Origin of the sequence: Streptosporangium nondiastaticum, from assembly GCF_003011965.1 — a bacterium.
In the GTDB taxonomy this organism is placed as follows: Bacteria; Actinomycetota; Actinomycetes; order Streptomycetales; family Streptomycetaceae; genus Streptomyces; species Streptomyces nondiastaticus.
The window spans coordinates 39,914-52,545 of record NZ_PXWG01000024.1; the positions used below are offsets into that span (position 1 = coordinate 39,914).

At 75.3% G+C, this 12,632-nt stretch carries 12 protein-coding genes; 9 read left to right on the forward strand and 3 right to left on the reverse strand.

What is annotated here, in order from left to right:
• The first annotated feature begins 136 nt into the window (after positions 1-136).
• From B7P34_RS12745 to B7P34_RS12755, 3 genes are read left to right on the forward strand one after another with little or no spacing between them, the layout of a single operon-like run.
• A complete protein-coding gene (locus B7P34_RS12745; RefSeq protein WP_189382726.1) occupies positions 137-970 on the forward strand; it encodes a siderophore-interacting protein in 834 nt (277 codons plus the stop codon).
• Positions 967-2,055: a FecCD family ABC transporter permease gene (locus B7P34_RS12750; protein ID WP_106675976.1), complete on the forward strand. Its 1,089-nt coding sequence runs from the start codon at positions 967-969 to the stop codon at positions 2,053-2,055. The genes B7P34_RS12745 and B7P34_RS12750 overlap by 4 nt, the downstream gene beginning before the upstream one ends.
• On the forward strand, positions 2,052-3,173 hold the full coding sequence (locus B7P34_RS12755; RefSeq protein WP_223267790.1) for a FecCD family ABC transporter permease: 1,122 nt from the start codon (positions 2,052-2,054) through the stop codon (positions 3,171-3,173). The genes B7P34_RS12750 and B7P34_RS12755 overlap by 4 nt, the downstream gene beginning before the upstream one ends.
• Here the strand turns inward: B7P34_RS12755 and B7P34_RS12760 are convergent.
• Positions 3,125-3,730: a GNAT family N-acetyltransferase gene (locus tag B7P34_RS12760; protein ID WP_106675977.1), complete on the reverse strand. Its 606-nt coding sequence runs from the start codon at positions 3,728-3,730 to the stop codon at positions 3,125-3,127. The two genes, B7P34_RS12755 and B7P34_RS12760, sit on opposite strands and share 49 nt — an antisense overlap.
• Before the next feature lie 155 nt (positions 3,731-3,885).
• On the opposite strand from B7P34_RS12760, the gene B7P34_RS12765 reads away from it, so the two are divergent.
• From B7P34_RS12765 to B7P34_RS12780, 4 genes are all read left to right on the forward strand, one after another.
• Positions 3,886-4,065 (forward strand): hypothetical protein, encoded by a 180-nt coding sequence (locus B7P34_RS12765; protein ID WP_106675978.1) that lies wholly within the window; start codon positions 3,886-3,888, stop codon positions 4,063-4,065.
• 44 nt (positions 4,066-4,109) lie between these two features.
• Positions 4,110-4,994: a DUF2127 domain-containing protein gene (locus tag B7P34_RS12770; protein ID WP_106675979.1), complete on the forward strand. Its 885-nt coding sequence runs from the start codon at positions 4,110-4,112 to the stop codon at positions 4,992-4,994.
• A complete protein-coding gene (locus B7P34_RS12775) occupies positions 4,991-5,800 on the forward strand; it encodes a maleylpyruvate isomerase family mycothiol-dependent enzyme (protein ID WP_106675980.1) in 810 nt (269 codons plus the stop codon). The genes B7P34_RS12770 and B7P34_RS12775 overlap by 4 nt, the downstream gene beginning before the upstream one ends.
• A 119-nt stretch (positions 5,801-5,919) precedes the next feature.
• Positions 5,920-6,087 carry a CsbD family protein gene (locus B7P34_RS12780; RefSeq protein WP_106675981.1) on the forward strand — a complete coding sequence of 56 codons (168 nt, stop codon included), beginning with the start codon at positions 5,920-5,922 and terminating at the stop codon, positions 6,085-6,087.
• A 336-nt stretch (positions 6,088-6,423) separates the two neighbouring features.
• On the opposite strand, the gene B7P34_RS12785 is transcribed toward B7P34_RS12780, so the two are convergent.
• A complete protein-coding gene (locus B7P34_RS12785) occupies positions 6,424-9,024 on the reverse strand; it encodes a SpoIIE family protein phosphatase (RefSeq protein ID WP_223267791.1) in 2,601 nt (866 codons plus the stop codon).
• A 361-nt stretch (positions 9,025-9,385) separates the two neighbouring features.
• On the opposite strand from B7P34_RS12785, the gene B7P34_RS12790 reads away from it, so the two are divergent.
• On the forward strand, positions 9,386-10,843 hold the full coding sequence (locus B7P34_RS12790; RefSeq protein WP_189382728.1) for an MFS transporter: 1,458 nt from the start codon (positions 9,386-9,388) through the stop codon (positions 10,841-10,843).
• Here B7P34_RS12790 and B7P34_RS12795 read toward each other — a convergent pair.
• Positions 10,797-11,576: an enoyl-CoA hydratase/isomerase family protein gene (locus B7P34_RS12795; protein ID WP_223267792.1), complete on the reverse strand. Its 780-nt coding sequence runs from the start codon at positions 11,574-11,576 to the stop codon at positions 10,797-10,799. The genes B7P34_RS12790 and B7P34_RS12795 overlap by 47 nt on opposite strands.
• Positions 11,577-11,790: 214 nt before the next feature.
• Here B7P34_RS12795 and fabG point away from each other — a divergent pair, with 214 nt between their 5' ends.
• Complete coding sequence (fabG, locus tag B7P34_RS12800; RefSeq protein WP_106675985.1) at positions 11,791-12,612, forward strand: 3-oxoacyl-ACP reductase FabG; 822 nt, start codon at positions 11,791-11,793, stop codon at positions 12,610-12,612.
• Positions 12,613-12,632 lie beyond the last annotated feature (20 nt).

The following is a 12,632-nucleotide window of genomic DNA, read 5'->3' on the forward strand; positions in this document are numbered from 1 at the left end:
GGGTTGCCTAAGTTCGGCCCGGAGGGGTGTTCTCCGGCCGTACACGTGAAGCCCGGTGGCCCCCGCGCGCCCGCGCGGGGGCCACCGCAACGCGGTGCCGGTCCCGCGGCACGCCCCGGCCAGATTGGGATGATCGATGACCATTGAGACGCTCCCGCCGCGCATGCGCATCGTCCGCCACCCCCTCAAGTACCGCCTGCTGGAGGTGCGCAGGGTCGACCGCATCACGCCGTCCACGGTCCGGGTGACGTTCGCCGGCCCGGCGCTGGAGGGGTTCTGCGAACAGGCGCCCACCGACCACGTGAAGCTCTGCTTCGCCGAGTCCGGCGCCGAGCTGCCCGTCGAGCCGGTCATCCGCGACGACACCTGGATGGACGCCCCCGTGGAGCCCATCACCCGCGACTACACCGTCCGTCACTACCGCCCCGAAGCGCAGGAGCTGGACGTCGACATGGTCCTGCACGGCGACGGCGTGGGATCCGCGTGGGCCGCGCGCGCGGAGCCGGGCATGCGGCTGGGCGTCCTCGGCCCGCGCGGCTCCGAGATCCTCCCGATGGTCCACGACTGGTACCTGCTGGCCGCCGAGGAGACCGCCCTGCCCGCGCTCGGCCGCTGGCTGGAGATGCTGCCCGCCGGCGCCCGCGTCCTCGCCTTCGCCGAGGTGCCCGGCCCGGAGGACGAGCAGGAGTTCACCACCGCCGCCGACTGCACCCTGACCTGGCTGCACCGCGGGGACACCCCGCCCGGCACGAGCGACCTGCTGGAGCGGGCCGTCCGCGCCGCCGAACTGCCCGCCGCCGGGCTCGGCTACGCCTGGATCGCGGGTGAGGCGACCACCCTCAAGCCCATCCGCCGCTACCTGCGCCGCGAGCTCGGCATGGCCAAGGAGCAGGTCGACATCGACGGCTACTGGAAGCGCGGCGTGGAGAACCACGACCACCACGCGGACGACGAGCACGAGCACGCGTGAGCACCACCGCCGCTCCCGCCACCACCGGCGGTTCCCGCCCCGCGCGGCACGCCGGAGGCGAGGGGCCGGCCCCGGCCCGCCGCGCTCAGCACGCGCGGCGGGCCGCCGGGCTGCTCGCCTGCACCGCACTCGTCGCCGTCCTCGCCGTGCTGAGCATCGGCGTCGGCGCCAAGACGATCCCGCCCGGCGACGTCCTGCACGCCCTCCTGCACCACGACCCCGGCAACGACGACTGGATCGTCGTCCGCACCTCCCGGCTGCCCCGCAGCCTGCTGGCCATCGGCGTCGGCATCGCCCTCGGCCTGTCCGGCGCACTCATGCAGGCCCTCACCCGGAACCCGCTCGCCGACCCCGGCCTGCTCGGCGTCAACGCCGGTGCCGCGGCCGCCGTCGCGGGCGCCACGGCCCTCCTCGACCTCGGCGCGTTCACCTCCTACGTGTGGTGCGCGCTGCTGGGCGCGGCCGTCGCCGCGGCGGCCGTCCACCTGCTCGGCACCCGCGGCCGGTCCCGGGCCACGCCCGTCCGGCTCGCGCTCGCGGGCACGGCCGTCACCGCCGTCCTCACGGCGGTCGTCAACGGCCTGATCCTGCTCGACCCGCTCGCCCTCAACCGCTTCCGGTTCTGGCAGATCGGCACCCTCGGCGCCGCCGACGGCGCCCTCGCCCGCCAGGTGCTGCCGTTCCTGGCCGCCGGCACCCTGCTGGCCGCCCTGCTGGCCCGGCCGCTCAACGCGCTGGCCCTCGGCGACGACGCCGCCCGCGCGCTGGGCGCCCACCCGGGCCGTACGCAGTTCGCGACCATGGCGGCGATCACCCTGCTGTGCGGGGCCGCCACCGCCGCCGTCGGCCCGATCGCCTTCGTCGGCCTGGCCGTTCCGCACGTGGCCCGTCTGATCGCCGGCCCCGACCAGCGCTGGGTCCTGCCGTACAGCGCCGTGCTCGCGGCGGCCCTGCTGCTGGCCTCCGACATCCTCGGCCGCGTCGTGCTGCGCCCGCAGGAGCTGGAGGCGGGCGTCGTCACCGCGTTCCTCGGAGCGCCCCTGTTCATCGCACTCGTCCGCCGCAAGAGGATCAGCGAACTGTGACCAGCCGTAACCCTGCCCAGCGCCCGGGCCGGGCCGGGCGGCCGGACGGGTCCCCGCGGGCCACGCGCCTGCGCACCCTGCGCCTCGCCCTGCCCGGCCGCCCCGGCCGGCCCGCCTTGTCCCTGCGCTGGGACCCGCGCGCCGCCGCCGTCTGCGCCGCCCTGCTCCTGGCCGCGGCCGTGACCGGCGTGTGGACGCTGACCACCGGCGACTTCCGCATTCCCGTCCCCGACGTGCTGCGCGTCCTCGCCGGCGACGGCAACCCCGCGTACAGCTACATCGTCGAAGAGCTGCGGCTGCCCCGGTTGCTGACGGCCCTGCTGACGGGCGCCGCGCTCGGCCTGTCCGGAGCCCTCTTCCAGAGCGTCGCCCGCAACCCGCTCGGCAGCCCCGACGTCATCGGCTTCACCGTCGGCTCCGCCACCGGCGCCCTCGTCGCCATCCTCGTGCTGAGCGCGGGCGCCGCCTCGGTCGCCGTGGGGTCGGTCGCCGGCTGCGCGGTCACCAGCGCGGCCGTCTACCTGCTGGCCTGGCGCCGCGGCGCGGCCGCGTTCCGGCTCGTCCTCGTCGGCATCGGGGTGAGCGCCCTGCTCTCCTCGGCCAACGCCTACCTGATCGCCAAGGCGTCGTTCACCGACGCGCAGAGCGCGCAGGTCTGGCTCACGGGCAGCCTCAACGGCCGCGGCTGGGAGCACGTGGGGACGATGGGGGCCGCACTCGCCGTCCTCGCCCCCGCCGCCCTGCTCCTCGCCCGGCCGCTGCGCATGCTGGAGATGGGCGAGGACACGGCGTCGGCGCTGGGCGTCCGGACCGAGCGGGCCAAGGCCTGGGCGCTCGTCACGGGCGTGGGGCTGACGGCGCTCGCCACCGCGGTCGCGGGCCCCGTGCCGTTCGTGGCCCTGGTGGCCCCGCAGGTCGCGCGCCGGCTGACGCGCTCCCCGGGCCCGGGCCTCCTGCCGTCCGCGGCGCTCGGCGCGCTGGTGCTCGCCGTCAGCGACATCACCGCACAGCGGATGCTGGCCCCCACGCAGCTTCCCGTGGGGGTTCTGACCGGTGTCGTCGGGGGCTGCTACCTGGTGTGGGTGCTCGCCCGGCAGTGGCGCGCCGGCCAGGGCTGAGCGGGGGCGCTCCCCTCGGGGCGCGAAGCCCCGGGCAGGGGGCGCGAGAAGACGCGGGAGCCGCGGGCGGGATCCAGGGCCGCCACCCAGGTGCGCGGCGCCCGCGAGGAGTCGGTCTCGCGGAAGCCGCTGCGGAGGAAGGCCTCGCCGCCGCCGGTCGTCGCCGCGAACACTTCGCTCACCGACCGGTCGGAGGCGTGCAGGAGCAGCGCCGTCAGCAGCCGCGAGCCGACGCCGAGGCGCTGGCGGTCGGGCCGGACGCAGAAGTTGTGCAGCACGCCCGCCGTCCCGCCGGCCGTCAGGCGGTCACCGGGGAAGGTCCGCAGGGCCACGCACCCTTCGAGGGTGCCGTGGGCGTCCTCCGCCACGAAGAACTCGGCGAACCGGGCGGCGTAGACGTGCGGCGTGCGGCGGCGCAGCGCACCCGTCCGCATGAAGGGTTCCGACAGGGCGTGGAGCGCGGGTGCGTCGGCGGCCCGTGCTCTTCGTACGCCGCCCGGCGCCGGGAGGGCCGGACGGCCCTCTTCCGTACGGACCGCCAGCGGACCCAGCCTCATAAGGGCTCCCGGTTCTCACGTTCACCTGCAGAAAGTGAGGTAAGCCTAACCTAACTAAATTGTGGTCTCCGGGGAGGGTGGCGGCCGGTTTAGCCGCGAGAAGTCCGGGCACCCGACGGGTTCCAGCCACGCTGACTCATCAGGAGGCACGCACGATGGACCGGGGAAGCAGCAAGCACGGCGCCAAGCGGGACGACGAGCTGAAGAGGGAAGTGCAGGAGCTGACCCGCTCGGGCCGGCCCACCCGGACCGAGGAGTGGCGCGACGCCGAACCCCTGACGCCCGAGGAGCCGGCGGCGGAACCCGGCGCGCAGCCGCGCCGGGAGCGCCCGTAGGCGCCGCAGGCGGCCGAGCCGGACGCCGGAGGGGCGGTGGACGCGTGAGCGACGAGCCGGGACTGACGGCCGCTCCGGGCGCGCGCCCCGAACGCCGCCGCATCCGGTACGAACTCCTCGAATGCGCCCTGCACGGCCACCGCCTGGCCGGCACGGACGCCGCAGCCGTGCGCCCCGCCGACGCCCTGCTCGTCCGCGAGGACGCCGGCGGCCTGCGCTGGCACCGCTGCCTGCGCTGCGACGCCTGGCTGCCCCTGCCGCCGCCCGCCCGGCCCGCGCGGGACACGCTCCCGGACCGTGAGTCCATCGAGCTGCCCCTGCGCGGCCGCCCGTTGCGCGACCGCTACGTCCTGCGCCTGATCGCCCTCGACCGCATGCTGCACTGCGTGGTCCTGGCCGTCCTCGCCGTCGCCGTCTTCGCCTTCGCCCACGAGCGGGAACGGCTCAGGGGCCCCTTCTACCGCTTCGCCGACGCCCTCCAGAACGGCGTCGGCGGCCCCACCGGCGCGCACGGCCGGGGACTGCTCGGCGAAGCCGAACGGGCCTTCGCCGCCCACGGCCGCACCCTGTGGGTCATCGGCGCCGTCATCACCGCGTACGCGGTCCTCGAGGGCGTGGAGGCCGTCGGCCTGTGGCGGGCGCGCCGGTGGGCCGAGTACCTCACCTTCGTCGCCACCTCCGTGCTCCTGGTCCCCGAGATCTACGAACTCACCGGCCACGTCAGCGCCTTGAAGGTCCTCACCCTCGTCATCAACCTCGCCGTCGTGGCGTACCTGCTCGTCGCCAAGCGCCTGTTCGGGCTGCGCGGGGGCGGCCGGGCCGAGGCCGCCGTCCGCGCGCACGACAGCGGCTGGGAGGCCCTGGAGCGCGTCCACCCCGGCCCCGGCGGCGGCAGCGCTCCCGCCCCCGGCCGTACCGTGGCCCCATGAGTACCCTGAGCTTCGACCGCTGCTGCGCCGAAATCACCGCGCAGACAGACCTGTTGAGGTCGCACGTCAAGGGCGCCGACATGCGGGCCCGCGTGCCCTCCTGCCCCGGCTGGAACCTCGGTCAGCTCCTGCGCCACATCGGCGGCACCCACCGCTGGGCCGAGGAGACCGTCCGCACCCGGGCCGGCGGGCCCGTCCCCGACGACCCCGTCGGCGACGCCGCCCTCGCCCGCTGCACCGACGAGGACGGCGCCTTCCTGGACGAATGGCTCGCCGAGGGCGCCGCCCAGCTCGCCCGCACGCTGCGCGAGGCCGGACCCGGCTCGGAGGTCTGGTCCCCCTCCGAGGAGCGCTCGGCGGCCTTCTGGGCCCGCCGCATGACGCACGAGACGGCCGTCCACCGGGCCGACGCCGCACTGACCACCCGCGCGGACTACCGGCTGGACGAGGAGGTCGCCCTCGACGCGCTCGACGAATGGATGACGTTCGCCTCGTACGCCGAGGCCGCCGAGACCCCGCCGGACGGTCCCGCGCTGCTCGGGCCCGGCCGCACGCTGCACTTCCACGCCACCGGCCCCGCGCCGGGCACGACCGCGGGGGAGTGGCTGGTCGACCTCACCGGCGACACCGCCCGCTGGAGCCGCGCCCACGCCAAGGCTTCCGTGGCCGTGCGCGGCCCGCTGACCGACCTCGTGCTGTTCGTCTACAGGCGCCCCACGCCCAGCGGCACCGGCGGCGTCGAGATCCTCGGCGACGAGCCCCTGCTCGACCTGTGGCTGGAGCGCTCGGGGTTCTGGCTGAAATGAGGGTCTCGGCCGTGTGCGAAGGGCGCGCGTCCGGTTCTGCGGTTGCGGGCCCGGGGGAGCGGCCGGAGGGTGGATTCCGGCAGAACCCCCTTTACCGCACACGCAAGGGAGACCCCGTCATGGGCAAGGGCAAGGCGAAGGCGAAGCAGATCAAGGGCAAGCTGAAGGAGAGCGCGGGCAGCGCGACCGGCGACCGGCGGATGGAGGCGGAGGGCCGGGCCGAGAAGCTGACCGGCAAGGTGCAGGAGTCCGCGGAGAAGGCCAGGAAGAACCTGGGCGGGCGCTAGCCCCCTCCCGCGTCAGGCCGGCGCCGGGCCCCGTGCGGGGATCCGGCGCCGGCCTCGCTGCGCCGCCGGGCGCCGCCCCCGGCGCGCGGACGCGGGTGGCCCGCGCAACATCCAACTCGCGCCCGCCCTGCGGAACTTGGGTTCCCCGCATTCCCCGATCGGCTGAACCGGGCCCCGCGCCGCGCATGCCCCGCCCGCGGGGGGTAGTCACGACGCCATGTGGAAGCGTCTCAGTGTCCGTGTGTCCGGCGTCGTGGCCGGAGTGTTCCTCGCCTTCTTCCCCGCCGGGACGGCCCATCCGGTCGAACCCGCCCGGGCCGGCCTGTTCCCGCCGCATCACGGCAACGGCTGTTCCGCCCAGATCACCTTGCCCTCCGGGGTGTACCGCGTGCCCCACCGCTCGGCCAGCTGAGCGACGAGGAACAGGCCCCGGCCGCCCTCGTCCTCCGCCGCCGCGTAGCGCAGGTGGGGCGAGGTGCTGCTGCCGTCGGCGACCTCGCAGATCAGGGCGCGGTCGCGCAGCAGGCGGACGCGGACCGGCCCCGAGGCGTGGCGGATGGCGTTGGTGATGAGCTCGCTGAGGATCAGCTCGGTGGTGAACGCGGCCTCGTCCATGCCCCAGTCGGACAGCTGCTGCGTGACGTCGGCGCGGGCGCGCGAGACGACCGCGGGATCGGAGGGCAGCTCCCACTCGGCCGACCGGTCGGCCGGGAGGAGGCGGGTGCGGGCGACGAGGAGGGCGATGTCGTCGCGCTGCCGGGCCGGGAGCAGCGCGCTGATCACCGCGTCGCAGGTCTCCTCGGGCGTCCGCCCGGCACGGGACAGCGTGTCGCGGAGGATCGCGAGGCCGGCGTCGATGTCCCGCTTGCGGTCCTCGACGAGGCCGTCGGTGTAGAGCACGAGGCTGCTGCCCTCGGCCAGCTGCAGCTCCCCGGCCTCGAAGGGCAGCCCGCCGAGGCCGAGCGGCGGCCCGGCGGGCAGCTCGGGGAACTCGACCGAGCCGTCGGGGTGCACGAGCGCCGGCAGGGGGTGCCCGGCCCGGGCCATGGCGCACACGCCCGTGGCCGGGTCGTAGATCGCGTACAGGCAGGTGGCGCCGGCGATCGCGGCCTCCTCGTCCGTGCCCGCGGACTCCTGGTCGATGCGGCCGACGAGCTCGTCGAGGTGACCGAGGAGCTCGTCCGGCGGCAGGTCCAGGGCGGAGAAGTTCTGCACGGCCGTACGGAGCCGGCCCATCGTGGCGGCGGCGTGCAGGCCGTGGCCGACGACGTCGCCGACGACCATCGCGACGCGCGCCCCGGGCAGCGGGATGACGTCGAACCAGTCGCCGCCGACCCCCGCCTGGGCCGGCAGGTAGCGGTAGGCGATGTCGAGGGCGTTCTGCTCGGGCAGGCCGCGCGGCAGCAGGCTGTGCTGCAGCGTGACCGCCATGGCGTGCTCGCGCGTGAACCGCCGGGCGTTGTCGATGCACACCGCGGCCCGCGCCGCCAGCTCCTCCGCCAGGGACAGGTCGTCCTCCTCGAAGGTGTCGCTGCCCTCCGTCCGCCAGAAGTTGGCGATGCCCATGAGCACGCCGCGCGCCTTGAGCGGCACGGTGATCAGGGAGTGGAAGCCGTAGTCCAGTATTTCCTGCGTCCGCTCGATGTCCTGGGTGCGCCAGCCCGCGGAGGCCGAGAGGTCCGGCACGAGGATGGCCTTCCCGCTGACGAAGCCGGTGGCCTGGGGCGTGGGCGCGGCGAACCGGTGCACCTCGCCCGCCCGGTACAGGGGGTGGTCGTCGCGGGCCCCGCTGAGCGCCACCCGGCGCAGCTCGGGCGCCTCGCTGCCCGCCCCCACCATGCGGGGCTCGTCGCCGCGCAGGACCGGCTCCGCCAGGTCGACGGTGGCGTAGTCGGTGAACCGGGGGGAGGCCACCTGGGTGAGCTCCTCGGCGGTGCGCTGGACGTCGAGCGTCGTGCCGATGGCCACGCTCGCGTCGTACAGCAGCTTGAGCCGTTCGCGGGCCGCCTCCGCCCGTCCCGCGAGCGCGCGCAGCTCGGTGGAGTCGCGCAGGGTGGCCACGCTGCCGGGCGGGCCGCCGCGGCGGTCCGTGGGCCGGTTGTTCACCGCGAGCAGCCGGTCCCCGACGGGCAGCACCTCGTCGTTGGCGACGCGCCGGGAGGCCAGCAGCTCCGCCATCCGGGGGTCGATGCCGAGCCCGGTGACCGGCTGCCCCTCCACGTCCGGCGGCAGGTCCAGGAGCCGGCGCGCCTCGTCGTTGGCGAGCAGGATCCGGCCGTCGCCGCCGACGATGACGACGCCCTCGCGCACCGCGTGCAGGACCGCGTCGTGATGTTCGTACATCCGGGTCATCTCGGACGGGCCGAGGCCGTGCGTCTGGCGGCGCAGCCGCCTGCTGACGAGGGCCGCGCCGCCCGTGGCCAGGGCGAGCGCGGCGCCGCCGGCGGCGAGGACGAGCGGCAGCTGCCGGTCGACGGCGCTGCTCACCGAGCTGACCTTCAGCCCGGACGAGACGAGGCCGACGACGTTGCTGTGGTCGTCCTCCACGGGGACCACGGCCTGCACCTCCTCGCCGAGGGGGCCGTGGACGCTCTCGATGGTGACGTGCCCGGCCTGCGAGGGCGCGATGGTGCCGATGAAGTGCTTGCCGATGAGCTCGGGCCGGGGGTGGGTGTAGCGGATGCCGTCCCGGTTCATCACGACGATGAAGTCGACGCCGGCCTCCTTGCGGGCGGCCTCGGTCAGCGGCTGGAGCACCTTGCTGGGGTCCGGGCCGTGCAGCGTCGCGACCAGGCCGGGGCTGTGGGCGAACGTCTGTGCGGCGGCGAGCGATCGGTCGCGCGCCGCCTGGAACCTGTCACTCCGCGCCTGGAGCACCAGCGTGACCACCGCGGCGACGACGAGCAGCAGGACGATCAGCAGCTGCAGCAGGAACATCTGACCGGCAACACTGCGGCTGCGCGCCATCGACCGGAGACGTCCGGCCGACGGCACCCGCGAGCCGGGGTGCGACTGTCCCGGCTCACGCCTGCTGTCTCGGCGCCGACCGGTGAACCAGCGGCCCGAGGGCCCCGAGGAGCGGTCCCGGATTCGGGCCATATCCCATGTCTACCCCGCCCCCTTCCGCGGCGCGAACGGGAAGAACCAGCCGTCACGCTCGGTAGCGGGCCCGCGCCCGGTGATCCGCGGGCGGCGCGCGCGTCCTTGTCCGGCCCGCCCGGAGCGGCATACAGTGTCCGGGCTCCACCAGGGGGCTATGTCCCCGGCCTGTGCCCGACGCCCCGTTGGTGAGGTCCTCGTGAGCAGCCCGCCGCCGTTACGCCGCAGGTCCGTCACCGCCGTCACCCTGGTCGGGGCGTTCATGGCGTTCCTCGACGCGACGATCGTCAACATCGCGGTCCCCGACATGGAGACCTCCTTCCCGCGCAACTCCCTGGGCGACCTCTCCTGGGTCCTCAACGGCTACAACATCGCCTTCGCCGCCTTCCTCGTCCCCTTCGGGCGGCTCGCCGACCGCTGGGGCCGCAAGCGCTCCTTCCTGCTCGGCCTCGCCGTGTTCACCGCGGCCTCGGGGCTGTGCGCCCTGGCCGGGAACGTGCCGCTGCTCGTGGGGGCCCGCGTCCTGCAGGCCATGGGCGGCGCCCTCCTCGTCCCGACCTCGCTGGCGCTGCTCCTGGAGGTCTTCCCCGCCGCCCGCCGGGCCGCGGCCGTCGCCGCGTACGGGGCGGCCTCGGCGGTCGCCGCCGGCATCGGCCCGTCCGTGGGCGGGGTGCTGGTCGCCCTCCGGGGCTGGGAGCTGGTGTTCCTGGTCAACCTGCCGCTGGGCGCCGTGACCGCCGCCGCCGGATGGCGGGTGCTGACCGAGAGCCGGGAGCCCCGCGGCCTGCCCCTGCCCGACCTGCCCGGCGCCGGCGTCCTCGGCGTCGCCGTCGGGGCCCTGGCCCTCGCCGCGGTCAAGGGCCAGGACTGGGGCTGGGGAGCGCCCGCCACGCTCGGCTTCCTGGCGCTCGCCGCCGCGGCGCTGCTCGTGGTGGCCCTGCGCTCCGCGCGCCACGCCGCCCCGGTCGTCGACCCCGCCCTGCTGCGGCTGCGGTCCTTCTCCGTGGCCAACGCGGCGTCCCTGCTCTTCGCCATCGCCTTCTTCGCAACACTGCTGTGCAACGTCCTCTACCTGACGGCGGTGTGGGACTACTCCACGCTGCGGGCGGGCCTCGCCGTCACGCCCGCCCCGATCGCCGCGTCCCTGGTGGCCCTCCCCGCCGAGCGGCTGGCCCGCCGCTTCGGGGCCCGCACCGTGTGCGTCGCCGGGATGCTGGTGTTCGCGGCCGGCGCCTGCCTGTACGGGACGTGGATCGGGCCGCACCCCGACTTCGCGGGCGCGTGGCTGCCCGTCAGCGCGCTCACCGGGATCGGCGCGGGGGCGAGCCTGCCCGGCCTGGGCGCGGCGGCGCTCGCCGACGTCCCTCCGGCCCGGTTCGCCGTGGGCACCGCCGCCAACTCGGCGGCCCGCCAGACCGGCGCCGTGCTCGGGGTCGCGCTGCTGGTCGCGGCCGTCGGCACGCCCGCGCCGGACGCCCTGCGCCACGCCCTGCAGCGGGGCTGGCTCCTCGCCGCCGCGAGCACGGTGCCGGCGATCCTCCTCACCCTCTTCCTCACGGGCGGCACCGGCCGGGACGGCCGCGCTCCCGCCGTCGCCGCGGAGGAGGAGGTCAGCGCCCCTGGAAGCGCGGCCACTCCCCGTCGAGCAGAGCCGTGACCCCGTGCCGCATGTCCTGCGAGGCGACGCCCTCCGCGAAGTCCCGGCGCTCCAGCTCCAGATGCTCGGCCAGGTCCGTCGACAGACTCCGGTCCAGCAGCCGCTTGGCGCTGCGGACGGCGTGCGGCGCGGCGTCCGCCAGCTCCCGCAGGCGCGCCAGGCCCGCCCCGACCAGCTCCTCCGGCTCCACCACCGCACTCACCAGGCCCTCGCGCCGCGCCTGAGCGGCCCGTAGCACCGGCTGCTCCAGCAGCAGCTCCAGCGCGCGCGGATAGCCGACCACCCGGGGCAGGAACCACGCCATCCCCGCGTCGGTGGACGCGCCGATCGCCCCGTACGCGAAGTGGAACGACGCGCGCCGCGAGGCCAGCCGGAGGTCGCAGGCGAGGGCCAGCGAGAAACCGGCCCCCGCCGCCTGGCCGTTCACGGCGGCCAGCACCGGAGCGCCGATGGACCGTACGGTGAGCACGACCTCCGAGAGCAGCGACGTCAGACGATCGCCGTAGGCGGCGGCGTCGAAGGAGTCGCTCGACAGGGCCCGGTGGTACGCGCGGACGTCCCCGCCGAGCGAGAACGCCTTCCCGGCCCCGGTGATCAGCACCCCGCGCAGCCCGGTTTGCGCCGCCAACTCGCGCAATGCGGAACGCAGCTCCATCAGCAGCCCGGCATTCATGGAATTACCCGTCGCGGGGCGGTTCAGGGTCAGCAGGGCGATCCCGTCCTGCGTTTGCACTTGCACGCACGGTGATTCCACTCGTCCCGTACATGTCGAATCCACCGGCTCGGCGGCCGAATTCTCCTTCATGGAGGCGAGGTTAGACACGACACCTGTAACCGACAACCAGTCAAGAACGACTAGTGACTTTCCAAGATCACCGTTCTAAGGTCCAGACAGCAGCGACCGCGAGGTCCTTGCCGAACAGCGCTGCCCGCTACGGGGGAAATGCATGTCGCGCAACGCTCAGTCCTGTCCGGAAACACCGGCCGAGCACCACCCCGCTTCCCGCCCCGCCGGATCGGCCCTGGTGACGGGGGCCTCCCGCGGCATCGGCGCCGCGATCGCCCGCGCCCTCGCCGCCGACGGCTGGCCCGTCACCCTCTGCTACCGGCAGGACGAGGCGGCGGCCGGGGAGGTCGTGGCGGCGATCGAGCGGGCGGGCGGCACGGCCCTCGCCGTCCGGGCCGACGTCACCGACCCCACGGCCGTCGAAGCGCTCTTCGCGGCGGCCGAGGCCCGCCACGGCCCGGTCCTCGTCCTCGTCAACAACGCGGGCATCCGGGCCGACCAGGTCTTCGCGGCCATGGAGGAGGCCGACTGGCAGCCGGTGCTCGACACCAACCTCGGCGCCGTCTACCGCACCACGCGCCGGGCCCTGCCCGGCATGACGACGGCGCGCTTCGGGCGCATCGTCAACATCGGCTCCGTGCTCGGCCGGCAGTCCCTGCCCGGCGTGGCCAACTACGCCGCCGCCAAAGCGGGGCTCGAAGGGCTCACCCGGTCCGTCGCCATCGAGACCGCACGGCGCGGCATCACCGTCAACGCCGTCGCACCCGGCCTCGTCGACACCGGCCTCGTCCGCGACGTCGAGTACCTCAGACGCTCCGCGCGCACCGCGATCCCCCTGCGGAGGGCCGCCCGGCCCGCCGAAATCGCGGCCTGCGTCCGCTTCCTGGCCTCGCCCGAGGCCGGATACGTCACCGGCACCACCCTGACGGCCGACGGCGGGCTCTCCGCGGCGGCGTTCGTCCCGCAACTGCCCCACGGCTGATTCCGCCGTTCCGTTCTCTT